The organism is Eggerthella guodeyinii (assembly GCF_009834925.2).
GTDB classification, from domain to species: Bacteria; Actinomycetota; Coriobacteriia; order Coriobacteriales; family Eggerthellaceae; genus Eggerthella; species Eggerthella guodeyinii.
On sequence record NZ_CP063310.1, the window covers coordinates 3,782,429 to 3,806,583 of the forward strand.

Below are 24,155 nucleotides of genomic sequence, written 5' to 3' on the forward strand. Positions count from 1 at the left end.
GTCAGGCCCTCGCGGCGGCCGCAGCCTTGACGGTGGCGGCAAGCTGGCGATACACCCCGGCCATGGCGGAGTCGGGGAACGCCTCGATCACGGTGGTTCCCGCGTCCTCCGCTTCCTGCACGAGCGGCGAACGCGGCACGGTCGCCACCACGCGCGCGCCCTCCTCCTCGCAGAAGCGGGCGATCTTGACCACCTCGTCGTCCACGTTGCGCAGGTTCGCGATCAGCCCGAGCAGCTGCGCGTACCCGCGTTTCTTGAACCCTTCGACGGCGCGCATGATGTTGCTCGCCGCATACAGCGACATCATCTCGCCCGACGTGACCACCGCCACCTCGTCGGCGTACTGTCCGCGCAGCGGCATGGCGAAGCCGCCGCACACCACGTCGCCCAGCACGTCGTACAGCACGAAATCGGGCTTGAACGCCTCGTGCGCATGCAGCGTCTCAAGCAGGTCGAAGGCGGCGATGATGCCGCGCCCCGCGCACCCCTGGCCCGGTACGGGTCCGCCCGCCTCGACGCACAGCACGCCGTTCGGCGCACGGAACACCACCTCGTCCAGCGTCAGCTCGCCGCCCGCGCGCATGCGGTCGAGCACCGTGGGAAGCGGCTCGCCGCCCGTATGCAGACGCGTCGAATCGGCCTTCGGGTCGCACCCCACCTGCATCACCGTGAAGCCGTCGGCGGAAAGCGCCGCCGCCAGGTTGCACGTCGTCGTCGATTTCCCGATGCCGCCCTTGCCGTAGATCGCCAGTTTGTACATGGATGTCCGTTCACTCGCCTCGCGCGCCCAACCGTCGTCCCCCGCGTGCGCGCCACCTTGAATCCCCAGGTTCCGCCCGCAGCGCCAGCGTTTCGGAGCTGCGGGCGGATCGTCGGGGAGAAGTCGTTACTGGTAGTTGATGATGGAATCGATCTCCGCGTCCGTCATCTCGTACTCGAAGAAGTGGCTGTAGAAGTACTTGATGTCCTCGGCCAGCTCGCTTTCGGTGTACAGCTCCGGATACATCTTGTTCATGGCCCACAGCACCGTCAGCGGCTGCTCCACCGTGCGGTTGCCCCACACATGCGCCACGGTGGGCACCACGTACACGCGCTGGTCCTGGATGGCGGGAAGGCTGGCGATGTTCGCATCGGCGTAGATGGTCGCCGTGTCGGTGTTGCTGGAGAAGATCACCTGCGGCTGCCAGGCCAGCAGGTCTTCCATGGTGTACTCGAGCGAGTTCTTCTGGTGCTTCTCCTCGGTCACGCTCTGGCCACCCGCAGCCGTGAGCCACCACTCGGAAATGACGTGCGGATTCGTCAGCGACTCGACGTCGCCGTAGATCACCTTGAGGCGCTCGTCGTCGGAGAGCTTCGCCGTGCGGTCGGCGGCCTTCTTCACCGTCTCGTCGAAGTAGGCGTTGTAGTCGTCGGCGCGATCCTCCACGCCGAACACCTCGCCCATGAGATTCACCGCCGTTTTCACGTCTTCCGTGTCGCCCCACTGCAGCACGATCACCGTCATGCCCGCTTCCTCGAGCTGCTGGGCCATATCCTCCATCATCGTGATGCAGAGGTCGGGGTTCAGCGCCATGGTGGCTTCCATGTCGATGCCGTCGGCGGTTTCAAGCACCGGCTCGCCCTTCATCTGGGGCGCGAACTTGTACTGCATCGCCCACTTGTCGTTCTTCGTGAAGTTGGCGGGCATCTCGTTGGCGATCAGGTCGCCCTTGCCCATGCATTCGACGAACGCGTTGAGCACGCCCACCGACCCGAACGTGGCCACACTTTCGACGGTGCCGGGGATCTCGACGGTGCGGCCGGCCATGTCGGTGACGGTGCGGGTTTCGGGAGCCTTCTGCTCGGCGGGCTCCTGCGTCTGCTGTTCGGCAGGCTGCTGCGCGGTCTCGGAGCTCGGCGACGTGCAACCGGCCAAGCCCACGCAGGCCAGCGCGGCGGTCAGCGCCACCGCCGTCGCGCGCGCAAGCCATTCCTTGGTGCTAGCGATCTTCATGATCAGTTCCTTCCTGTTCGGTACGTTCTATCATCCCCTCGGAGTCGCAACCGGGTTGCGCTCCGTCGAGTAAAGGAATGCAGGTTTTGATGGACACGCCGCCCACATCGGTTCGCGCCACGTGCACCGGCGTGTCGTACAGCGCGGTCAGGCTCTCGCTGGTCACCACATCGTCGGGCGCGCCCGCATCGACGATGCGCCCGCCGCTCATCAGCGCCACGGTCGAGCACGCCAGGAACGCGTGATCGGGATAGTGCGACGTCATGAGGATGGCGAGGCCCTGGGCCGCAAGATGCTTGATGGCCGCGAGGATCTTCACCTGGTTGTGGTAGTCGAGGTTCGCCGTCGGCTCGTCCATCACGAGCAGCCGCGCCTCCTGCGCCAACGCGCGCGCCACCAGCACCATCTGCTTCTCTCCGCCCGACAGCTCCTGGTACCGGCGCTCCGCCAGATGCTCGATCTGCAAGCGGCGCATCGAGGCGAGCGCCACCTCCTTGTCGTGCGCCGAATGCGCGGCACCGGGAGCCAGATGCGACACGCGCCCCATCAGCACCACCTCGCGCGCGAAATACGGAAAGGCCAGCGACGACGATTGCGGCACGTACGCCATGTGGTGCGCACGCTCTTTCGGTGCCATGCCCACGATGTTCTTGCCGTCGATGGCGACGGTGCCGCCCTTGGGTTTGGAAAACCCCAGCAGGCAGCGCAGCAGCGTGGTTTTGCCGGTGCCGTTCGAACCCAGCAGGCACAGGATCTCGCCCTCGCCCAAAGAGAACGTCACGCCCTTGAGCACGTCGCCCCGGTTGGCGTGGTACGCGAAGCGGAGGTCGGACACTTCCAGCATTACAGCCACTCCCTCCTCGTGCGAACGAGCAGGAACACGAACACCGGCGTGCCGATGAGGGCCGTCAGCACGCCCAGCGGCAAGTCCGCAAGCGAGGCGCGCACGATGTCGTCGATGAGCACGAGGAATATGCCGCCGATCACGAACGAGCCGGCGATCAGCTTCGAGTACGACGCGCCCGTCACCGTGCGGGCGATGTGCGGCACCACCATGCCGATCCAGCCGATGATGCCCGCAACCGACACGGCGCAGGCGGTCATCAGCGTGGAGGCGACGATCACCACGCCTTTCACGAGGTTGACGTTCACACCCATGGCGGTCGCCTCGTCCTCGCCGGCCGCCAGCACGTCGATCTTGTGGCGAAACACGAACAGCAGCGCCAGCGACAGCACCACCGAGGGCAGCATGACCAGCAAGTCGGCGTTATCGCCCTTGTTCAAGCTGCCCATCAGCCAGAACGTGATCGAGGGCAGCACGCTGTCGGTGTCGGCCACCGTCTTGATGATGGAGATGAGCGCCTGGAAGAAGCTCGACACCACCACGCCGGCCAACACGAGAATGGTCAGGTTCTGCTTGCCGAATATCGCGCCGATGCCGTACGCGATGCTGACGGCGGCGATGCCGCACACGAAGGCGGCGATCTGGATCTCCCACCACGTGCCCCCGTTCAGCATGGCGAACGCCGCGCCGAACCCGGCACCGGCCGATACGCCGAGAATGTCGGAGGACACCATGGGGTTCTTGAACACGGTCTGGTACGACGCACCCGAAACGGACAGGGCGCCGCCGATAAGCACCGACAGGGTGATCTGCGGAAACCGCACGTTGATCATGATGGGCTCCAGCACGTCGGCCCAATACTGCTGCACCGGCATGATCTGCGCACGGAGGATATCGACCACCGTGCCCACCGAGATATCCACGCTGCCGATGAGGAAGGAATACAGGTAGACCACCGCAAGAACCGCCAGCAGCACGATCATCTTCAGCGTGAAACTGGCACGCAGCTTGCGCCCTTCCTTCGGCTCCACCGCGACCCCCTCGTCTTTCCCCTGCGAACGCAGCCCCTTAATCCTTAGGCACGCATATTATCTGTAATTAAGGATAATATCGGTTGCAAATGCAACCAAGACGCAAAAAGCCCCCGCCGCACGAGGCGACAGGGGCTTTGGACGACGCAGGCGCGCTGCCGCGCTGCCTGGTTACCCTTCGACGGGGACGAAGGTGTCCTTGTCGGGGGCGAAGGACTGCATGGCCTCGATGGTGCGGGCGAACAGCTCGTCCAGCTCCCAGCCCAGCATCTCGGCGCCGGAGCGGATGACGTCGCGGCTCACGCCGGCGGCGAAGCGCTTGTCCTTGAACTTCTTCTTCAGCGACTTCACCTCGAAGTCCATGACGCTCTTCGAGGGACGCATGGCGATGGCCGCGCCGATGAGGCCCGTCAGCTCCTCGGAAGCGAACAGGATCTTCTCCATCTGCAGCTCGGGCTTCGGCAGCTCCGGGTTGAAGTCGGAGGTGTGGCTCTGGATGGCGCGGATGAGCTCGGGCGAGCCGCCGGCGGCTTCGATGAGCGGGGCCGCGTAAATGGTGTGCAGCTCGGGCTCGTCGTCGTGCTCTTCCCAGTCGAGGTCGTGCAGCAGCCCGACGATGCCCCAGAACTCCTCGTTCTCAGGATCGAACTCGCGCGCGAAATAACGCATGGTCTGCTCGACCGTCTCGCCGTGCTCGATGTGGAACGGATCCTTGTTGTGCTCCTGCAGCAGCGCGAACGCTTCGTCGCGCGTCAGGCCGGCCTCGAGTGTCGCCATGATGCTCTCCTTCTCGTTTCCTATTCGGTGCCTTCCGCTATCCTACCCCATAGGGTGCGCGAAGTCAGCACGCGGAAAACCCTAAAACACGATGCCGAGCGCGTTCGCCAGCAAACCCCAGATGACGCCCATCGCGTACAGCGCCACGATGATGGCGACGTTCTCTTTCAGGTGGCGGTTGGTGCGCACGAGCACGAGCAGGCCCACGCCCGCCGACACGAGCAACCCGGCCAGCATGGCGCCCGAGCCCAGCACGCCCTCCACGTACAACTGCGCGATGACGATGCTGGCCGCGCAGTTCGGCACGAGGCCCACCAGCGCCGATCCGAACACCGACAGCGCCGGGTTCGCACCGAGGAATTCGGCCAGCACATCCTCGCCCACCGCAGCCAGCAGGCCGTTCAGCGCCAGCGTGATGAGGAAGATGAACAGGGTCACCTGCAACGTATGCTTGAGCGCGCTTCTCAGGATGCCGCCTTCGCCGTCGTGGCAATGGCAATGCTCCTGCTCGCACAGGTCGTGAATATGCAGCGGCATGTCGATACGGCGCGCGATGCGCAGGCCGGCGTCCACAAGGAAGCCCATGATCATGCCGATGATGATCTTCGCGCCGATGATTTTGAAGATGACGTCGAGCGGAACCTGCTCGGCGATGAAGATGGGCAGCATCTCGTCCGACGTGGAGAGGAACACCGCGAACAGCGTGCCCAGGGTGATGACGCGCCCGGCCCACAGCGTCGCGGCGGCCGCGGAGAAGCCGCACTGGGGCACCACGCCCACGATGGCGCCGATGAACGGCCCCGCCGCGCCGGCGCGCTGGATGGCGGCTTCCGTCTTCCCGCTCGTCTTGTGCTCAAGCCACTCCATGGCCAGGTACGTGATGAACAGGAACGGGATGATGTAGATCGTGTCCTTGACCGCGTCTACCAGCACGTCGAGTGCTATGTACATGATTTCTTCCATAGCGCCGTATTGTAGCCCAACCACCGCCCAACACCCATATCGTCGCGAAATGGTCACGGAACGACAACCGCGCAGAGCCAGCCCGCGCGCGTCGCCTCCATAGAAACGCGGTTTTGCTATGGTCGAGAGAGCGAGCCGAATTCGAGAAAGAGGTCAGCATGATCCCGCCCGTTTCCCCTGCCAAACGTGCTCTCACCCTGCCGCTCTGGAGCCTGATCGCAATCGCATCCCTTCTGGCGCTGCTCTGCTGGACCGTGCAACCTGCGTTCGCCAGTCCTGCGCCCACTACCGTCATGGCGAACGGCGTGGACATGATCGCGCACCCCGGATCGGAAACCGACCCCATCCGCTACGACGCCGCGACGAACACGCTCACGCTCGAGAACGCCCTCGTCGACACCCCCTGCGTGATCACCAACGACGACGGAACGTATCGATACGGCGTGTATGCCGACGGCGACCTCACGGTGCGGCTCATCGGCGCAAGCACGTTCGCGTTCCCCGCGTACAGCGAGGACAACGAGCTCAGCTGGGTCACGACCATCGGAATGGAATCGACCGACGGCACCGACAAGCTCGTCGGCCTCATCACCGGAACCGGATCGCTCGCAACGCAGAGCCGCATGATGCGGGGCATCTCGTGCGACGGAGCCACCACGGTGCAGGATGCAACGCTTTCCGTGCAAACGCAATTCGAATGCCTCATCGGCGACGGCGATATGTCCATCGAAGGCTCGAATCTGACGTTCAACATGGCGTACGCGTCGGACGACCCGCTCAAGGCGGGCCACGCGCTCTACCAGCTCAACGACGCAATGCTGCGCATCGCATCGAGCACCGTTGACGTGGAGGCGCCGGGCAGCCTCAGCACGGGCATCCAGTCGTGGGGACCCATCGTCATCGAGGCCAGCACCGTACGCGCTTCAGCCGACAATACGGCCGTGTACGCAGGAAAGGAAAACGGCACGCTCGCCGTCACCGACAGCGCGCTGACCGCGGCGTCGGCCACCACCACGGCGGTGAAGGCCGACGCCGGCATCGCGTTCGCCGGGGCCTCGCACGTGGAAGCCGCCAGCGGGAACGTCTACCAGCCGTCGGCGGCCGTGCACACCTACGGCACCGTCGCGTTCTCCCTGACCGGAGACGGCTTCGTGCACGCGACGGTGCCCGCCGACGCCGTCGGGCGGCACGACAGCGATTCGGCCGTGTACGCGGCCGGCTTCCTCACCAAGGACGAGGACGGGCGCATCGTGCTCGACGCGGGGAACCGCATCGTCGACCCCGCCGGGGCGGCGGTCGTCTCGTACCGCGATCCCGACATGGACGTCACGTCCGCCTACATCGCCCGGGCGGACGGCGTGGACGCGGGCGACGTCACCGTCGCCGTCTCCCGCGAGGCAAAGCTTGCGATAGAGCCGACGGCGCTCTCGTTCTCGGCGACGGCGGGCTACTCCGACGTCACGGCGCAGCGCCTGACCCTCACTAACGCGGGGGACGTGGCGTTGCGCGTCTCCGCAGATCCGCTGGAGCTGTTCGTCACCGACCTGCCGAACGGCCTCGAGCTCCAGCCCGGGCAGTCCATCGCCGTGGCCGTCAAGCCCGTCGCGGGGCTCGGCGCCGGCTCCCACTCCGAGAAGCTCGCCTTCTCCTCGACCGAGGGCGCGCGGGCCTCGGCGGACGCCGCGTTCCAGGTCGCTCCCGCCCCGGCCCCGCAGCCGACGCCCGCGCCCCCGACGCCGCACCGCGGCGCCCTCGCGGCCACGGGGGACGGTCTCGGCAGCGCCTCCGCCGCATTGGCCGCCCTCGCGGGCCTGGGGCTGCTCGCAGCCGGGGTCGCCGCCCGCGCCCTCCGGGCGCGGCGCGCCCGCTGAGGGGCCCGGCGCAAAGGAAAAGGGCCCCCGATCCTGGCCGGATCGGGGGCCCCTCGGGCCTCTCGGCGGAAACGGAAACGCCCTGGGCGAGCGCGACGTCCTGTCCTCCCACGGGCTGACCCCGCAGTACTTTCGGCGATGGCAGGCTTAACTGCCGGGTTCGGAATGGGACCGGGTGATCCCTGCCTCCATGGTCGCGCTCGCGCAGGGCGTTCCCGCGCGGGCCTCATATGGCCCCGCCCGGCGGCCGCGGACCCTCCGCGCCACCCTGGCGGTTGCACAGCGCTCGTGACTTCACGGTCGCGAAACCGAGAATGTGTTTGCGAAGAAGAGCTCGGGCTATTAGTACCGCTCGCCTGAAGCGCTCGCGCGCCTTGCAGCTGCGGCCTATCGACCTCGTGGTCTGCGAGGGCCCTTACCGGAAAGAGGACTCATCTTGGAGACGGCTTCCCACTTAGATGCTTTCAGCGGTTATCCGTGCCGGACGTAGCTAGGCAGCCGTGCCGTTGGTCGACAACTGCTGCACCAGAGGTCCGTCCACCCCGGTCCTCTCGTACTAGGGGCAGACCTCCTCAATCCTCTTGCGCCTGCGGAGGATAGGGACCGAACTGTCTCACGACGTTCTGAACCCAGCTCGCGTACCGCTTTAAATGGCGAACAGCCATACCCTTGGGACCGACTTCAGCCCCAGGATGCGATGAGCCGACATCGAGGTGCCAAACCTTGCCGTCGATGTGGACTCTTGGGCAAGATCAGCCTGTTATCCCCGGAGTACCTTTTATCCGTTGAGCGACGGCCATTCCACTCTGTGCCGCCGGATCACTAGAACCGACTTTCGTCTCTGCTCGGCTTGTGGGCCTCGCAGTCAAGCCCGCTTGTACTCTTGCGCTCTGCGAACGATTGCCAACCGTTCTGAGCGGACCTTTGCGCGCCTCCGTTACATTTTAGGAGGCGACCGCCCCAGTCAAACTACCCGCCTGACACGGTCCCCCCGCCGGATCACGGCCGGGGGTTAGATCGCCAACGCGACGAGGGCAGTATTCCAAGGCCGGCTCCACCCGAGCTGGCGCCCGGGCTTCGAAGCCTCCTGCCTATCCTCTACGCGCCGAGCCAACGATCAATGTCAAGCTGCAGTAAAGGTTCACGGGGTCTTTCCGTCCTTCCGCAGGTAATTCGCATCTTCACGAATAATACAATTTCACCGGGTCCATGGTTGAGACAGCGCCCAAATCGTTACGCCATTCGTGCAGGTCGGAACTTACCCGACAAGGAATTTCGCTACCTTAGGACCGTTATAGTTACGGCCGCCGTTTACTGGGGCTTGGCTTCAGAGCTTCGCCGTGAGGCTGACCCATCCGCGTAACCTTCCAGCACCGGGCAGGCGTCAGACCCTATACGTCGTGTTGCCACTTAGCAGAGTCCTGTGTTTTTGATAAACAGTCGCTTGGGCCGTTTCGCTGCGACCCCCGGCCGCTCGGGGAGCAAGTCCCGTCACCGCCAGGGGCACTCCTTCTCCCGAAGTTACGGAGTCAGTATGCCGAGTTCCTTAACCATGGTTCTCCCGATCGCCTCGGTATGCTCTACCTGCCCACCTGTGTCGGTTTTGGTACGGGCGCCGATGTCCCTTCCTAGAGGTTTTTCTCGGAAGCATGGGCTCGCCGACTTCAGCATAAGCTTTCGTCTCGCGTCTCAGGCTGCATGATGCGCTGATTTCCATGCGCATCGCCCTACGCGCTTTCACGGGGACGTCCAGAACCCCGCTCGGCTACCCTTCTCCGTCACCCCGTCGGTACAACGGTCCATCGGCGGTACAGGAATGTCCGCCTGTTGTGCATCGGCTACGCCTCTCGGCCTCGCCTTAGCTCCCGACTGACCCTGGGAGGATTAGCCTTGCCCAGGAACCCTTAGGCTTACGGCGGCGGCGTTTCTCGCGCCGCTCTCGTTACTCATGCCAGCATTCTCACTTCCCCGCGCTCCACCGAGGGTCGCCCTCTCGGCTTCTCCGCTGCGGGGAAAGCTCCCCTACCACTAATATGAATTAGTCCGCTGCTTCGGTGTTATGCTTAGCCCCGTGAATTGTCGGCGCATGTCCACTTGACCAGTGAGCTGTTACGCACTCTTTAAATGCATGGCTGCTTCTAAGCCAACATCCTGGTTGTCTAGGCAAACGCACATCCTTTGCCACTCAGCATAAACTTGGGGACCTTAGCAGGCGGTCTGGGCTGTTTCCCTTTCGAACACACAGCTTAGCCCACATGTTCTGACTCCCGGCCTCTGATCCGACGGCATTCGGAGTTTGGTTCGTGTCGGTAGGCGGTGAAGCCCCCTCGACGATCCAGTGCTCTACCGCCGTCGGAGAACGGCCGAGGCTAGCCCTAAAGCTATTTCGGGGAGAACGAGATATCTCCGGGTTTGATTGGCCTTTCACCCCTATCCACGGGTCATCCCCTCCGTTTTCAACCGAAGTGGGTTCGGCCCTCCACGGGGTCTTACCCCCGCTTCAGCCTGCCCATGGATAGCTCACCCGGCTTCGCGTCTGCAGCATGCGACTAAAACGCCATCTTAAAGGCTCGCTTTCACTGCGGCTCGCTTAAAAGCTTAACCTCGCCGCATACCGCAACTCGCTGGCTCATTCTACAAAAGGCACGCCGTCACCCCGCTCGGGGGCTCCGACTGCTTGTAGGCGCACGGTTTCAGGTACTGTTTCACTCCCCTCTCGGGGTGCTTTTCACCTTTCCCTCACGGTACTGGTTCGCTATCGGTCACAGGAGAGTGTTCAGCCTTGGAGGGTGGTCCCCCCTGCTTCGCACCGGGTTTCACGTGCCCGGCGCTACTCGGGTGCCTCACTCGGAGGCTGCGGGGATTCGCGTACGGGGCTCTCACCCGCTCCGGCCGGCCTTCCCAGGCCGTTCCGCTTCCGCGCAGCTTTGTAACTCCGTCCATGGTATAAGGCCCATGGAGTGTGTGGTCCCACAACCCCTCATGCAGCAACGCCCTTACGCTTACACGTGCATGGGTTTGGGCTGGTCCGGTTTCGCTCGCCGCTACTACCGGAATCTCGGTTGATTTCTCTTCCTCCGGGTACTTAGATGTTTCAGTTCCCCGGGTTGCCTTCTCCCGCCCTATTTGATTCAGGCGGGGATGGCCAGGCATGACCCTGGCCGGGTTCCCCCATTCGGAGATCTTCGGATCGATGGCCGTTTGCGCCTCCCCGAAGCTTATCGCAGCTTGCCGCGTCCTTCATCGACTTCCTGTGCCAAGGCATCCGCCGTGCGCCCTTAATATCTTCTTCTCTTAACTCAGGTTTCGGGTATCGAATACTCGATACTCTTGCGATCGTGAATGATGCTTCGTCCCGGCCGCCCGAGGGCCGCCGGGGAAAAAGATCATTTGTCACTAAACGCTATGCAACTGTCAAGGTGCGCGGAGGCCCGAAGAGGCCCCCTCGGGGGCAGAGCCCCGGAAGCCGGATGCTGAGCGAGCGGGCGAAGAGCCAGGCGGATCCTCGCGTTCGGGACCCAAATAAGAATTGTTTTGTCTTCCAGGCGGGGGAGCGCTTGCGCTCGACCCCGTCGGACACGATGAGTGTCTCCCTAGAAAGGAGGTGATCCAGCCGCACCTTCCGGTACGGCTACCTTGTTACGACTTCACCCCCCTTACCCTCCACACCTTCGACGCCTCCGCCCCTTGCGGGTTCGGCCGGCGGCTTCGGGTGCAGACGACTCGGGTGGTGTGACGGGCGGTGTGTACAAGGCCCGGGAACGTATTCACCGCGGCATGCTGATCCGCGATTACTAGCAACTCCGACTTCACGGAGGCGGGTTGCAGCCTCCGATCCGAACTGGGGCCGGCTTTGAGGGATTCGCTCACTCTCGCGAGTTCGCAGCCCGTTGTACCGGCCATTGTAGCACGTGTGCAGCCCAGGGCATAAAGGGCATGATGACTTGACGTCGTCCCCACCTTCCTCCGGCTTGACGCCGGCAGTCTCGCATGAGTCCCCAACTGAATGCTGGCAACATGCGATAGGGGTTGCGCTCGTTGCGGGACTTAACCCAACATCTCACGACACGAGCTGACGACAGCCATGCACCACCTGCGCTGGCTCCTCTCGGCCACCGGGTTTCCCCGGCTTCACCAGCATGTCAAGCCCTGGTAAGGTTCTTCGCGTTGCTTCGAATTAAGCCACATGCTCCGCTGCTTGTGCGGGCCCCCGTCAATTCCTTTGAGTTTTAGCCTTGCGGCCGTACTCCCCAGGCGGGATACTTAATGCGTTGGCTGCGGCACGGAGGGCGTTGCCCCCCACACCTAGTATCCATCGTTTACGGCTAGGACTACCAGGGTATCTAATCCTGTTCGCTCCCCTAGCTTTCGCGCCTCAGCGTCAGTTTCGGCCCAGCAGGCTGCCTTCGCCATCGGTGTTCTTCCCGATATCTGCGCATTCCACCGCTACACCGGGAATTCCGCCTGCCTCTACCGAACTCGAGCCTCCCAGTTCGGGATCCGGCCGGGGGTTGAGCCCTCGGATTAGAGATCCCGCTTGAAAGGCCGCCTACGCGCTCTTTACGCCCAATGAATCCGGATAACGCTCGCTCCCTACGTATTACCGCGGCTGCTGGCACGTAGTTAGCCGGAGCTTCTTCTGCAGGTACCGTCGTTGTTCTTCCCTGCTGAAAGCGGTTTACAACCCGAAGGCCGTCGTCCCGCACGCGGCGTTGCTGCGTCAGGGTTTCCCCCATTGCGCAAAATTCCCCACTGCTGCCTCCCGTAGGAGTCTGGGCCGTATCTCAGTCCCAATGTGGCCGGTCGGTCTCTCAACCCGGCTACCCATCGCAGGCACGGTGGGCCGTTACCCCGCCGTCTACCTAATGGGCCGCGACCCCATCCCTTGCCGTCTGGGCTTTCCCGGGCCCCCCAGGAGGGGGGCGAGGAGTATCCGGTATTAGCCTCGGTTTCCCAAGGTTGTCCCGGAGCAAGGGGCAGGTTGGTCACGTGTTACTCACCCGTTCGCCACTTCATGTCCGCCCGAGGGCGGTTTCGTCGTTCGACTTGCATGTGTTAGGCACGCCGCCAGCGTTCATCCTGAGCCAGGATCAAACTCTCCGTTTAAGAGGCGGGAATCGCTTCCCGCTAAGTCCGATCTTGGTTTCGGCCCTCGCCCGCCCCCCTTCTCGGGGATGCGCGCTCGGGCCGGGTTTCCGTTCGCAAGAATCGTTTGCTTGGCTTGTTCTTCTTTCGCTACTCAGTATCCGGTTTTCAAGGTTCTGCGGCGCCCCTCCCGGGGCCCCGTCGCTTTCGGTTCCACCCGAAGCGCAAGGAGATATATTACGCGCCCGTCACCCCGCCGTCAAGAACTATTTTCCAGTTTCTCGAGAATTTTTTCCGCGGGCCGCTTTCGCGTGCTGCGGACCGGGGGTTCCGGCACTGCCTCGCCTCTCCCGGGGGAAGGCAGCTTGCATATGCTACAGGCTCGCGGCCCCGAACGCAAGGGCGAGTTTCGGGAAACCTGGAAAAGATTCGGAAGGGCCGTTCACAACAGGAGGAAGCACGCGTCCCTGGAAAGTACCCTACTATAAAAGAGGGAGACGGCCAGCGGCCGCCTCCCTTGATAAAGCACGTTGCGCGTTGCGCAGGGCCTACATCATACCGCCCATGCCGCCGGCACCGGCCATAGCAGCCATGGCCGCCGGATCCGGGTCCTTCGGGATCTCGTTGATGGTGGCCTCGGTGATGAGGATGAGGGCCGCAACGGAGGCAGCGGACTGCAGAGCCGTGCGGGTCACCTTCACGGGGTCGTTGACGCCCATCTCGATCATGTTGCCGTACTCGCCGTTGGCACAGTTCAGGCCTTCGCCAGCGCCCATGCCCTTGACGTGCTCGACCACGACGCTGCCCTCGAAGCCAGCGTTCTGGGCGATGGCGCGCATCGGAGCCTCAAGCGCCTTGCGGATGATGGCCACGCCGACCTCTTCGTCCTTGTCGGCCGTCTCGACGTCGTCGAGCTTCGGCAGGACGTCGACCAGCGCCACGCCGCCGCCGGCGACGATGCCCTCTTCGACCGCCGCGCGGGTCGCCTGCAGGGCGTCCTCGATGCGGGACTTCTTCTCCTTGAGCTCGGACTCGGTCGCAGCGCCCACCTTGAGCACCGCCACGCCGCCGGACAGCTTCGCCAGGCGCTCCTGCAGCTTCTCGCGGTCGAAGTCGGAGTCGACGCGCTCGAGCTCGGCCTTGATCTGGCTGATGCGGTCGTCGATGGCCTTCTTGTCGCCAGCGCCGTCCACGATGAGGGCCGTGTCCTTCGTGACCTTGACCGTCTTGGCATGGCCCAGCATGTCGATGCGGGCATCGGCCATGGTCATGCCGAAGTCCTTGTCGATGACCTGCGCGCCCGTGACGGCCGCGATGTCCTCGAGGATGCGCTTGCGGCGGTCGCCGAAGCCGGGGGCCTTGATGGCGACGCAGTTGAACGTGCCGCGCAGCTTGTTCAGCAGGATGGTGGCCAGCGCCTCGCCCTCAACGTCTTCCGCGACGATGAACAGCGGACGACCGGACTTCATGACCTCTTCCAGCAGGGGCACCATATCCTGGATGTTGGTGACCTTCTGATCGGTGAGCAGGATGTAGGGGTCGCTGAGCACGGCCTCCATCTTCTCCATGTCGGTGGCCATGTACGGCGAGATGTAGCCGCGCTCGTACTGCATGCCCTCGACGATGTCCATTTCGAGGCCGAACGTCTGGCTCTCCTCGACGGAGATGGCGCCGTCGTTGCCGACCGCGCTCATGGCCTCGGCGATGGCGTTGCCGATTTCGGCGTCGCCGGCGGAAATGGTGCCGACGTTCGCGATCTGCTCCTTGGTGGACACGGGCGTCGCGTCGGCCTTGATAGCCTCGACCACGACGTCGGTGGCCTTCTGGATGCCGCGGCGGATGCCGAGCGCGTCAGCGCCGGCGGTCACGTTGCGCAGGCCCTCGGACACGATGACGTCGGCGAGCAGCGTCGCCGTCGTGGTGCCGTCGCCGGCCACGTCGTTCGTCTTCACGGCAACTTCGCGAACCAGCTGAGCGCCCATGTTCTCGATGGGGTCCTCGAGCTCGACTTCCTTGGCGACGGTCACGCCGTCGTTCGTGATGAGCGGAGCGCCGTAGGACTTCTCAAGCGCCACGTAACGGCCCTTGGGGCCAAGCGTCACCTTGACGGCGTCGGCCAGCTTGTTGACGCCGGCGGCAAGCGCGCTGCGAGCGTCGGCTTCGAACTTGATTTCCTTAGCCATGTTGCATGTATCCTTTCAACCGCGTTTATCAATAAAGGTAATCACAGGGTTTTTGTGGCGAGTCGAATAGCCGTCACAAAAAGCCGTCAGGTCGAGCTATGCGAATACAGCGTACAGATCGTCGCCGCGGAGGATCAGCACGTCCTCGCCTTCGACGTTGATCTCGGTGCCGCCGAACTTGCCATACACGACCTTGTCGCCCACCTTTACGGGAACCGGAACGAGGTTGCCGTCCTTGTCGAGCTTGCCGTCGCCCACTGCCAGCACGGTGCCGCTCTGGGGCTTCTCCTTCGCTTCGGTCGCGAGGAACAGACCGGAGGCCGTCGTCTCCTCGGCCTCGTCCTGCTTGACGATAACGCGATCACCCAGAGGTTTCAAATTCATAACGTTGCCTTCCTTTCGTCCGACGTATGCACGAACCCGGTTTGCCGCATGTTCGCTATTTAACCACTCGTTGGTGGTGACTGCTAGCACTCCTCGGTAACGAGTGCTAAACATTGCGTTATCATAGCATCCTCATCACTGAATGCAAGGGGATTCGAGGAAATCTGAGCGCTCGTGACTGAGATTTTGCATAATCGTCAAACGATCATCACAATTGGCAAACGGGCGACTGCCGCAGCCTTGCGCCGCGCCCAGGAGATGGGCGTCTAGCGCGAAAACGCTCCGGGCTTCACGAGGCCTCCTTCGTAGGCGCGCACGACGAGCTGGGCACGATCGTGGGCGTCGAGCTTCGCCATGATGCGGGCGAGGTGGGTTTTCACCGTTGCGGGCGATATGAACAGCTCGGAGCCTATTTCATCGTTCGTGAACCCGCGCGCCACCAGGGCGAGGATCTCGCGCTCGCGATCGGTGAGGGCGCGCAGCCCGGCGGCCACGGCAGCGGCGCCGCCGAGCGTGGCGGGGCGGGTGGCCACGAACGTCTCGATGAGACGGCGCGTGATGGACGGCTCGATGAGGGCGTCGCCCTGCGCCACGACGCGCACGGCCGCGGCGATCTCGTCGGGCTCGGCGTCCTTGAGCAGAAACCCGCTGGCACCGGCGGCCAGCGCGTCGTACACGTATTCGTCGAGGTCGAACGTCGTGAGGATGAGCACATGCACGCCTTCGAGCGCGGGGTCGTCGTGGATGGCGCGCGTGGCCTCGATGCCGTTCATGCGCGGCATGCGGATATCCATGAGCACCACGTCGGGATGCAGCCGCGAAGCCAGTTCCACCGCTTCGTGGCCGTCGCGCGCCTCCCCCACCACGTCGATGCCGTCGTAGGACATGAGGATGAGCTTGAACCCGCTGCGGACGAGATCCTGATCGTCTGCAACCACCACGCGCACGCGTTCTTCCATTTACGCCTCCGCTCCCTTCGTCGGCAGGCACGCGACCACGCGGAAGCCTCCGCCCGCCCGGTCACCCGCCGCGAACGCGCCTCCCAGCAGGTGCACGCGCTCCGCCATGCCGGCGATGCCGTGGCCTTCGCCATCGGCCGCCTGGGGCAACGCGCCCGCAGACGCCGCCGATGCCGACAAGCCGCATCCGTTGCCGTCGTCTTCCACCACGAGGCGCGCCTTGCCCGCCTCGACCGTCAAGCGAATGGACACCGTGCGCGCATGGGCGTGCCGCACGATGTTCGTGACCGCTTCGCGCGCGATGCCGAACAGCGCCATGTCCACATGCGCGGGCACGTCCGCACGACAGTAGCCCTTCGCTTCGAGCGTGGCTTCGATGCCCGCATCGCACAGGTACGTCACGAGGTCGTCCAGCCGATCGGTTCCCGCCGTGGGCGCCGTCTCCGCCGCGTCGTCTCCGCAGCGCAGCACGCCGATCATGCTGCGTATATCGTCGAGCGCGCTCTTCGCGGTGGCACGCACGGTGGCGATGGCCTCCTTCGCGGCAGCGGGATCGCGGTCGATCATGCGCTCGGCGGCGGCTGCCTGGATGCTGACGGCCGACAGCGAATGCGCCGTGATGTCGTGCACCTCGCGCGCGATGCGCACGCGTTCTTCCTCCACGCGCCGGGCCGCTTCCTCCTCGCGCGTGCGCTCGGCTTCGACGGCGCGCTCCTCGGTGGCCTTCACGTATGCGCGATGCGTGCGGTAGGCGTAGCCGGCCAAGCCGGCGGCCACCACCATCGCGATGTTCTGGAAGCGCGTGAACAGCACCATGTTGGCCGTGCCCGCATGCGGGTCCGAGAACATGAGGCCCGCCACGGCCAGCACCACCGCGACGACGGCCTCGGTGCGGCCGCGCTCGCTGGCGATGGTGTAGATGGCCACCACCGGCCCGACGATGGTGAGCGAGAATCCGTTGAACGCGTTCTGCAGCCCCAAGAACGAGACGAGGCAGAACAGAAACACGGGCCAGGGGAAGCGGCGGCGCACGATAAGCGGCAGCGTGGTGATGGCCAAAGCCACGAACACCTGCACGTTCGGCACGGCGTCCACCATGCCCAAGTACTGGCGCAGGCCGAAGTCGGAGATGATGATGTTCGACGCCGCCAGCATCAGCTGCACGCTGCCGAACAGGAACGCCAGCGCCGTGACGGCGGCGTCGATGCCCCAGTCCTTGGGGCTCATCGGTCGATTGTTCACCAGAATGGTATCCATGGCCCCATACTACGCGACCCGTCGAGACTCTGCCATACCCCAGGCGATGTATGTTGCCGGGAGGCGGGGGTCAGCGCTCCAGGAGGTCGAGCAGTTCTTGGCGCGTGTGCACGCCCAGCTTGGAATAGATGTTGCGCACGTGGCTGCGAACGGTGTTCTCGGTGACGAACAGCACGTCGGCGATGTAGGCCTTCGTGCGCCCGCGCGCGAGGTAGCCGAGAATCTCGGCCTCCCGATCGGTGAGGCCGCCCTCGTGCGCCACCGCGGCACAGCGCGCATCGAGCGCCGTCTCGCCCTCGGACACGGCAGCCGCCCCGGCGTCGGCGGGAGCGACGGGACCCGTCGGCGCTTCGACCTCCCCCGGTGTCGCGGACGCTTCTTCCGCGCGCCGACGCTTGCGGTCGCGCGAGAAGAACACGAGCGCCATGCACAGCGCGTACAGCACCACGACGATGATCACGAGGTAGCGCATCGTGTGCTCCGCCTCGTCGCTGGGACCGCCGCCCGCCACGCCGGCCGCGTACCCCGCCAGCAGCGCGACGACCAGGCACACCCGGGCGACTCCCATCGCCACGCCCATCAGCACGTACGGCGACACCTTCCGCACGTGCGCCACCTCGGCCACGAGGTACGTGATGAGCAGCGCGACGAACCAGTAGCTGCCCAGCAGCAACAGCGAGAACACGAGGTTGTACTGCTCGCTGAGAAACGGGAGGAACACGAGCATCGCAGCCAGCACGGGCATGACCACGCCCGACACGGTGGACACCTTCGGGATGCGATGCGCCACGAACACGATGAAGCAGAACACGACGATGGCGCCCACGATGGCGGCGATGGACACGGCGCCCGAGCCCTCGAAGTCGATGGAGCCCGCCAGCATGAAGCTGTTGAGCAGCCCGATGACGGCCTCGAGCACGAAGAACGCCACGAGCGAGTCGCCCAGTTCCAGGAATGCGTCGCGGTACGCGCCCCACCGTGCGCGCAGCGACGCGCCCAGCCCCGTGCGGGCCGGCTCTTCGGCAGGAAGCTCCTCGACCGGAAGCGCTCCGCCGGCCGCCTTTCCCTCCGCCTCGCCCTCGTCGCTCGCAGCGCGCAGCTGCCGTCGCACGAACCAGGCGCATCCCGCCATCACCACGAGCAGCGCGCAGCTCAGGCGCATCTGCGCGTCGCCCGACAGCGGAGACAGCGCCGACGACACCACCACGTTCAGCAGCATGCCGAGCGCGATCTGCACCACGATGACGCTGGGCTTGCTGGCCGCGAACGCCTCGATCCAGAACAGCGACAGCATGACGCTTCCCGCACCGTACAGCACGCCAGGCACGAGCAGCGCGACGTCGGAGGGCAGCGCCAGCACCACGCCCAGCAGCGCGGCCAGGTTCCCCGCCAAAAGCAGGGCCGTCGGCAGTGCGAACGGCATGGTGTTCGGCTTGATCCTCCCCGTCAGCGCCAACGCCACGGCCACGGCCGCGCACACGATGACCGAGCACGCCACCACCACGTTGAAGAAGAGGTCGGGCACGAACACGAACGGCGCTTCGACGAACGCGAACGCGGAAAGGTAGGCGTTCGAGTTCACGCCGCGGTACAAGCCGAAGCCCACGATCACCATGGCCGAAAACACAGCCGGATGAGCGCGCGACCGCGGCACCTGTTTCTGGTTGTTCCCTCCCGTTTCCCTCATAGGGGGCATCATACCGGAAACGGCGGGCACCCATGAGGCAAACGCACAGGATTCCGGCCGTCCGAGGACAATATAGTCCGAAACGGACGGTGACGAATTCCCTGATCGAACGTAGGGTGAACCCGTCGCCACGCAAGCGGCGGCACGGAGGGATCACCACGCAACAACAGGGAGGAACGCTATGAAAACTGCAATGGATCGCCGCAATTTCTTGAAGGCCGCCATCGCTTCGGGCGCGGTCATCGCCGCGGGCGGCGCGCTGGCAGGATGCTCGCCGAGCGGCGGGGCGTCGGGCGGGTCGGGCGACGCGAACGCGGCCGAGCAGGTGGTGGGCACCGCGCCCGTCTCGTTCAGCGAGGAAACCGACGTGCTCATCCTGGGCACGGGCATCGCCGGCATGTCGGCCGCGATGGACCCCGTCGAAGCGGGCCACAAGGTCATGCTCGTGGACAAGCTGGAGCGCGTGGGCGGCGAAAGCTTCATCGCCTGCGGCGTCATGAACGTGTCGGGTAGCAAGATGCAGAAGGACGCCGGCATCGAGGGCGATCCCGAGGAGAAGTGGAAGGCCTACCAACCGGTGCTCGAGAAGAAGGGCGAGACCGACGACATGGAGTACAAGCACCGCGTGTACGTCTACCAAACCGAGTGGGCCGACCGCGTGGCCGCCGACTACGGCGCCGTGTTCCAGCCTATCACCGACTACATGAACACGGGCGCTCCCACCTCGATGCTGCTGCCGGGCAACGGCATCGGCGACATGACCCAGGTGCTCACGCCGCTGCAGAAGGGCCTCGAGCAGAAGGGTGCCACGTACAAGCTGAACCTGCGCGCCACGAACTTCATCGTGGACGGCGAGGGCGCGCCCATCGGCGTGCGCTTCAACGACGAGAAGAACAACAAAACCGTCGACATCCGCGCGAAGAAGATCATCGTGGCCACGGGCGGCTTCTCGTGCAACCAGGAGATGGTGTCCACGTACCTGCCCAGCCAGGCGCGCTTGGGGCCGCTGACCGTGAACTCCATGGGCGAAGGCCACCAGCTGTGCAAGGCCATCGGCGGCGAGTACACGCACATGGACATGGAAGCCAACCGCATGAGCGACCTCGCCCAGGTGACGGTGTGGGGCTACTTCTCGCCGCAGGTGCAGGTGACCCCGCAGGGCCGTCGCTTCATCAAGGAAGACCAGAGCCACGACTCGCCCGACGCAGCCGCCGAGCTGGGACTGGGCTTCTGGTGGACCATCTTCGACGATCAGACCATCAACGGCAGCCAGAAGTGGAACGTCGAGATGAACATGAAGAGCAACGCCGATCGCCTCGTGGGGCCGTGCGCCACGCTCGACGAGCTGGCCGCCGCCATGGACGTGCCGGCCGACACGCTGAAGGCCACGTTCGAAACCTACGACGCCATGGTGGCCGCGGGCGAGGACACCGAGTTCGGAAAGAAGCTGTTCCTGCAGTCGCTGTCCGCGCCGTTCTACGCCATGAAGCACTTCCCCTACCGCTACAAGACGCACGGCGGCATGAAGATCACCACCGACAGCCAGCTGACGGACAAGGACGGCACCCCCATCCCCAACGTCTACTGCGCCGGCTCCACCGTTGCCGACAGCGGCAGCGACCTCAGCCCGAACGCGGGCAGCGGCCTCATCTCCGGCAAAGCCGTCGTCGAGGCACTCAAGGCGTAGGGCATCGGACACCCCCTCCCCTCACCACGGAAGGCTCCCGCAACGGGAGCCTTCCGGCGCGTTCTCTATCGGCGCATCCCCTACCGCTTCAGGTAGTCCATCACGGCGTTCGCGGATTCTCGGCCGCTGTTCACCTGGTTGCCGAACGCGGTGCCCGGCATGTTGATGGTGTACACGTTGCGATACAGCATGTTGCCGTCGTTGCCGATGGCGTACAGGCCGTCGATGGGGTTGCGGTTGCCGTCCAGCACGCGGCGCTGCTTGTCGGTGGTGATGCCGCCGACCGAGAAGAAGTAGCTGTACGACAACTTGGCCAGGTAGAACGGCGACGTCTCGATGGGCACCATGAGGTCGGCCGCCTTGCCGAAGTCGCTGTCGGAGCCGTCGCGGCACAGCTCGTTGTAGTGGTCGATCGTCGCCTTGAGCGCGTCGGCGTCGAGGTTGAAGTTGTTCGCGAGGGCCTCGATCGAGTCGCCCGCGTACAGGCTGCCGCCGCCGTTCGAGGCGAGCGCGTCGTCGAACATCTTCTTCGCGTCGTCGTCCTTGCCGAAGAACTGGTCGAAGATGGTCTGGTCGAACACCACGAAGTTCTCCTTGTTGCCCTTGCCGGGGATGCACTGCAGCACGAGGTTGTCGGCCGTAAGGTTCTCGCGCGTGTACCGCTGGCACGCCTCGTTCACCCACAGCACGGGCCCGCCGGCCGCGATGCCGAAGTAGCCGTTGATGGGGTTCTCGGCCGCATCGTGGAAGTCGATGGGCGGGAACGCCTCGATGGCGTACAGGATGGACTGCGCCGAATCGGCCATGAAGTTGAGCGCGCCGTTGTCCATGGCGAGGCGATAGCCGTCGCCCGCGGCGTTCGGCGAACCCACGATGTGCATGCCGTCGGTATTCCATCCCTGCTCGGCAATGACCTCCTCGTTGCCGCCGAAGCCGCCCGTGGCGAACACCACCGCCTTGGCGTTGTACTGCAGCACGCCCTCGTCGCCGTCGGCGTATGCGCCAACGATCTTGCCGTCCTTCATGATGAGGCCGTTCACCGTGGTCTTGAGGTGCAGCTGCACGCCCAGCTCGTCGAGGCGCGCCTTCATCGGCTCGACGTAGCCCACCGCGGCCTTGTTGTCCTTGAACCAGTGGAACGTGGGGAACAGGCCGCCGTAGTAGTCGTCCACCGTGCCGGAATACATGACGCCCTGCTCGATGCACCAGGCGATGTTGTCGGCCGACTTGTTCACGAGGTCGAGCCACAAATCGCCGTTCTGGCGATGCTGGCCGCGCGTGAGCTCGGCTTCCACGATCTCGGCGGGCTGGATGTCGATGCCCTGCTCGCGCTGCATCGTCGAGTTGACGGCGAACATGCCCTCGACGAAGCTCGCGTTGCCGCCCACCTGGTTGTTCTTGTCCACGAGGATGAAGTTCGTGCCGTTGAGCGCCGCCTGCACGGCGCATGCCAAGCCGCTGCCGCCCGCGCCGACGATGAGCAGGTCGGTGTCGTAGGTCTTGTCCACCTTGCCGGGCGCCTTGTTGCCGGGCACCGCGTCGCCGTTCGTGCCGGCACCCGTGCCGCCCGCATCGCCTTGGCCGGTGTCCTGCGGCGGCGTCGCGCAGGCGGTCAGGCCGCCCACCATCGCCACTGCGCCGGTGGCGCACGCACCCGTCAGAAACGCGCGACGCGACATGCCGCCTCCGCGCTCAGCCTTGCTTTCCCCGAACATAGAAGACCTCCAATTCCGTATCCGTCGCTGGTCAGACGACACGCAGGCGCGCCGCATGCAGCTTCAAGTAGGTATGGAGACATTGTGTCATGCGTCGATTGAGGCCCGGTTGCCGCGGCTTTGCACCTTGGCAACCCGTCAGCAACGAGGGAGGTTGCGATCAGGAAGCATCCTGCGGCGCGGCGGCGTCCTCGGCATCCTCGGCATCCTCGGCATCGAGCGCGGCGGCAACCGCCTGGCCCACCAGCATGCCGAACGCGCCGTTCGACGCGAGGCCGCCCACGCTCGACGCGGCGGCCGCGCCGCAGCAGTACACGTTGGGGATGACGGCGCCCACGATGCTGAGCACCTGGCCCGTCTTGTCCGTCTTCACGCCGCCGCTCGACTTGTACCGCTGCGGCAGCTGCTTGAGCGCGTAGTAGGGAGCTTCGAGCTCGTCCAGATACAGGGTGCGGCCGAAGTCGGCGTCCTTGCCGTCTTTCACGAACCCGTTGTAGCGGTCGAACGTCTCGTTCAGAGCGTCGGCCGAGACGCCCATGCCCGCGGCCAGCGCGTCCAGATCGTCGAACGGGCCGATGAGGCGCTTGGTGTTCTTGCTGGCCACCTCTGCGATGCTGCGCGACTGGCCGCTCTCGGTAAGCTGCTTGCCGAACACGGTCCACCAGTAGCCCCGCTCTTCGGAGAAGCAGGCGCCGGCCGCGGCGTTCGCGTCGTCCTCGCGCGCGAAGCGCTTCCCCAGCGCGTCCACGATGACCGTGGGGCCGAACATCCCCCACGCGGTGGCCTGCGGCAGGTTGCTGGTGAGCGGCGCGGCTTTGTCCATGTCCAGCAGTTGGCCGCCCAGCAGCGCGCACAGCTGCTGGCCCTCGCCCATGGAGGCGACCGTGTAGCAGCCCACGCGCTCGTAATCGGGCGTGTTCGCGTGCACAAGCGGCTGGCTGCTGGCGAAGCCGCCCGTGGCGACGACGATGCGGCGCGCTCGCACGTCGAGCACCGACGTGCCCGATTCCACGCAGAAGCGCATGCCGCATGCCGCGCCACCCTCGTTCAGGATGAACGCGATGGCTCGATGGCCGGTCGAGAAGGTGGCGCCTTTGGCGGTGAGGCCGTCGCGCAGCGGCATCATGACGCTCTGCATGTCGCCGAGGCCGTTCTTCGGCAGCATGACCGACGTGTTCACCTTGCCGTCCACGTAGGTTTTCGGATCGGCGAACTGCGCGTTGTAGTCGGACGCCAGGCGATTGGCCCAGTCCGTCGCGGCGGCGAACAGCGTTTTCGCGAACTCGAGATCCTCGATGCCGGCGGCGCTCAGCTCCTTCTTGCGCGCCTCCCATGCCTCGTCGACCGTGGTCTTCACACCCGCGCCCTGCTGCACGTCGGTGCCGGCGATGCGCATGACGCCGTTCGATTCGTAGCTCTCGCCGCCCAGCAGGTCGAGCTTCTCCACCACCATCACCGAGCGCTTCGCCTCGAGCGGGTCCATGGCGGCCGACAGGCCCGCCACGCCGCTGCCCACGATCAGCACGTCGACGTCGGCGTCGAACGAGATAGCCGGCTGGCCCATCACGCTCGACTGCCCGGCGGTTTCGTTCGCTTCGTTCGCGGCGGTCAGGGGATTATCCGGCAGCTTTCCCGCCTCGCATGCACCGAGGGTTCCGCCCACGGTGAGCACGGCAGCGGACAAGCCCGCAAGTTTGAAGAACGCGCGGCGCTCCATGG

15 protein-coding genes and 3 rRNA genes are annotated in these 24,155 nt (G+C 65.0%); 2 read left to right on the forward strand and 16 right to left on the reverse strand.

Annotation, left to right across the window (positions count from 1 at the left end; genetic code table 11):
• Position 1 precedes the first annotated feature (1 nt).
• The 6 genes from GS424_RS16245 to GS424_RS16270 form a co-directional block, all read right to left on the reverse strand.
• A complete protein-coding gene (locus GS424_RS16245; RefSeq protein WP_160941466.1) occupies positions 2-760 on the reverse strand; it encodes a nucleotide-binding protein in 759 nt (252 codons plus the stop codon).
• A gap of 126 nt (positions 761-886) precedes the next feature.
• Positions 887-1,993 (reverse strand): ABC transporter substrate-binding protein, encoded by a 1,107-nt coding sequence (locus tag GS424_RS16250; RefSeq protein WP_160941467.1) that lies wholly within the window; start codon positions 1,991-1,993, stop codon positions 887-889.
• A complete protein-coding gene (locus tag GS424_RS16255; RefSeq protein WP_160941468.1) occupies positions 1,980-2,837 on the reverse strand; it encodes an ABC transporter ATP-binding protein in 858 nt (285 codons plus the stop codon). The genes GS424_RS16250 and GS424_RS16255 overlap by 14 nt, the downstream gene beginning before the upstream one ends.
• A complete protein-coding gene (locus GS424_RS16260) occupies positions 2,837-3,868 on the reverse strand; it encodes a FecCD family ABC transporter permease (protein WP_218958872.1) in 1,032 nt (343 codons plus the stop codon). Before GS424_RS16260 ends, GS424_RS16255 begins: the two co-directional genes overlap by 1 nt.
• 171 nt (positions 3,869-4,039) lie before the next feature.
• On the reverse strand, positions 4,040-4,645 hold the full coding sequence (locus GS424_RS16265) for an HD domain-containing protein (RefSeq protein WP_154332778.1): 606 nt from the start codon (positions 4,643-4,645) through the stop codon (positions 4,040-4,042).
• 81 nt (positions 4,646-4,726) lie between these two features.
• A complete protein-coding gene (locus GS424_RS16270; protein WP_244977594.1) occupies positions 4,727-5,596 on the reverse strand; it encodes an arsenic efflux protein in 870 nt (289 codons plus the stop codon).
• A 170-nt stretch (positions 5,597-5,766) separates the two neighbouring features.
• Here GS424_RS16270 and GS424_RS16275 point away from each other — a divergent pair, with 170 nt between their 5' ends.
• Complete coding sequence (locus tag GS424_RS16275) at positions 5,767-7,479, forward strand: carbohydrate-binding domain-containing protein (RefSeq protein ID WP_160941470.1); 1,713 nt, start codon at positions 5,767-5,769, stop codon at positions 7,477-7,479.
• A gap of 87 nt (positions 7,480-7,566) precedes the next feature.
• On the opposite strand, the gene rrf is transcribed toward GS424_RS16275, so the two are convergent.
• The 8 genes from rrf to GS424_RS16315 all read right to left on the reverse strand — a co-directional run bounded on the left by rrf (position 7,567) and on the right by GS424_RS16315 (position 19,034).
• Positions 7,567-7,681, reverse strand: a 5S ribosomal RNA gene (gene rrf, locus GS424_RS16280).
• A 120-nt stretch (positions 7,682-7,801) separates the two neighbouring features.
• Positions 7,802-10,771, reverse strand: a 23S ribosomal RNA gene (locus GS424_RS16285).
• Between the two features lie 305 nt (positions 10,772-11,076).
• A 16S ribosomal RNA gene (locus tag GS424_RS16290) occupies positions 11,077-12,585 on the reverse strand.
• The 16S, 23S and 5S rRNA genes sit together here, the layout of an rRNA operon.
• A gap of 527 nt (positions 12,586-13,112) precedes the next feature.
• Positions 13,113-14,747 (reverse strand): chaperonin GroEL, encoded by a 1,635-nt coding sequence (groL, locus tag GS424_RS16295; protein WP_154332360.1) that lies wholly within the window; start codon positions 14,745-14,747, stop codon positions 13,113-13,115.
• A 96-nt stretch (positions 14,748-14,843) separates the two neighbouring features.
• Entirely contained in the window at positions 14,844-15,131 is a 288-nt protein-coding gene (locus GS424_RS16300; protein WP_101720770.1) for a co-chaperone GroES, read from the reverse strand.
• Positions 15,132-15,397: 266 nt separating this feature from the next.
• A complete protein-coding gene (locus tag GS424_RS16305; RefSeq protein WP_160941069.1) occupies positions 15,398-16,090 on the reverse strand; it encodes a response regulator transcription factor in 693 nt (230 codons plus the stop codon).
• On the reverse strand, positions 16,091-17,347 hold the full coding sequence (locus GS424_RS16310) for a sensor histidine kinase (protein WP_160941068.1): 1,257 nt from the start codon (positions 17,345-17,347) through the stop codon (positions 16,091-16,093). It abuts the gene before it with no gap.
• Between the two features lie 70 nt (positions 17,348-17,417).
• Positions 17,418-19,034, reverse strand: coding sequence for a LuxR C-terminal-related transcriptional regulator (locus GS424_RS16315; protein ID WP_160941067.1), 1,617 nt, complete (start codon positions 19,032-19,034; stop codon positions 17,418-17,420).
• A gap of 181 nt (positions 19,035-19,215) precedes the next feature.
• Between GS424_RS16315 and GS424_RS16320 the strand changes: the two genes are divergently transcribed.
• Positions 19,216-20,721 carry an FAD-dependent oxidoreductase gene (locus GS424_RS16320; RefSeq protein ID WP_160941066.1) on the forward strand — a complete coding sequence of 502 codons (1,506 nt, stop codon included), beginning with the start codon at positions 19,216-19,218 and terminating at the stop codon, positions 20,719-20,721.
• 80 nt (positions 20,722-20,801) lie between these two features.
• Here GS424_RS16320 and GS424_RS16325 read toward each other — a convergent pair whose 3' ends face one another.
• Positions 20,802-22,400 carry an FAD-dependent oxidoreductase gene (locus tag GS424_RS16325; RefSeq protein WP_244977595.1) on the reverse strand — a complete coding sequence of 533 codons (1,599 nt, stop codon included), beginning with the start codon at positions 22,398-22,400 and terminating at the stop codon, positions 20,802-20,804.
• A 196-nt stretch (positions 22,401-22,596) separates the two neighbouring features.
• The gene (locus tag GS424_RS16330) at positions 22,597-24,153 is read right to left on the reverse strand and encodes an FAD-dependent oxidoreductase (RefSeq protein ID WP_160941064.1); all 1,557 of its coding nucleotides are present in this window, start codon (positions 24,151-24,153) and stop codon (positions 22,597-22,599) included.
• Between the last annotated feature and the right edge of the window lie 2 nt (positions 24,154-24,155).

Bases quoted from the DNA above. Each gene is read 5' to 3' on its own strand.
- GS424_RS16245 (WP_160941466.1), bottom strand. From the start codon at position 760: ATGTACAAACTGGCGATCTACGGCAAGGGCGGCATCGGGAAATCGACG.
- GS424_RS16250 (WP_160941467.1), bottom strand. From the start codon at position 1,993: ATGAAGATCGCTAGCACCAAGGAATGGCTTGCGCGCGCGACGGCGGTG.
- GS424_RS16255 (WP_160941468.1), bottom strand. From the start codon at position 2,837: ATGCTGGAAGTGTCCGACCTCCGCTTCGCGTACCACGCCAACCGGGGC.
- GS424_RS16265 (WP_154332778.1), bottom strand. From the start codon at position 4,645: ATGGCGACACTCGAGGCCGGCCTGACGCGCGACGAAGCGTTCGCGCTG.
- GS424_RS16270 (WP_244977594.1), bottom strand. From the start codon at position 5,596: ATGTACATAGCACTCGACGTGCTGGTAGACGCGGTCAAGGACACGATC.
- GS424_RS16275 (WP_160941470.1), top strand. From the start codon at position 5,767: ATGATCCCGCCCGTTTCCCCTGCCAAACGTGCTCTCACCCTGCCGCTC.
- groL (WP_154332360.1), bottom strand. From the start codon at position 14,747: ATGGCTAAGGAAATCAAGTTCGAAGCCGACGCTCGCAGCGCGCTTGCC.
- GS424_RS16300 (WP_101720770.1), bottom strand. From the start codon at position 15,131: ATGAATTTGAAACCTCTGGGTGATCGCGTTATCGTCAAGCAGGACGAG.
- GS424_RS16305 (WP_160941069.1), bottom strand. From the start codon at position 16,090: ATGGAAGAACGCGTGCGCGTGGTGGTTGCAGACGATCAGGATCTCGTC.
- GS424_RS16310 (WP_160941068.1), bottom strand. From the start codon at position 17,347: ATGGATACCATTCTGGTGAACAATCGACCGATGAGCCCCAAGGACTGG.
- GS424_RS16315 (WP_160941067.1), bottom strand. From the start codon at position 19,034: ATGAGGGAAACGGGAGGGAACAACCAGAAACAGGTGCCGCGGTCGCGC.
- GS424_RS16320 (WP_160941066.1), top strand. From the start codon at position 19,216: ATGAAAACTGCAATGGATCGCCGCAATTTCTTGAAGGCCGCCATCGCT.
- GS424_RS16325 (WP_244977595.1), bottom strand. From the start codon at position 22,400: ATGTCGCGTCGCGCGTTTCTGACGGGTGCGTGCGCCACCGGCGCAGTG.
- GS424_RS16330 (WP_160941064.1), bottom strand. From the start codon at position 24,153: ATGGAGCGCCGCGCGTTCTTCAAACTTGCGGGCTTGTCCGCTGCCGTG.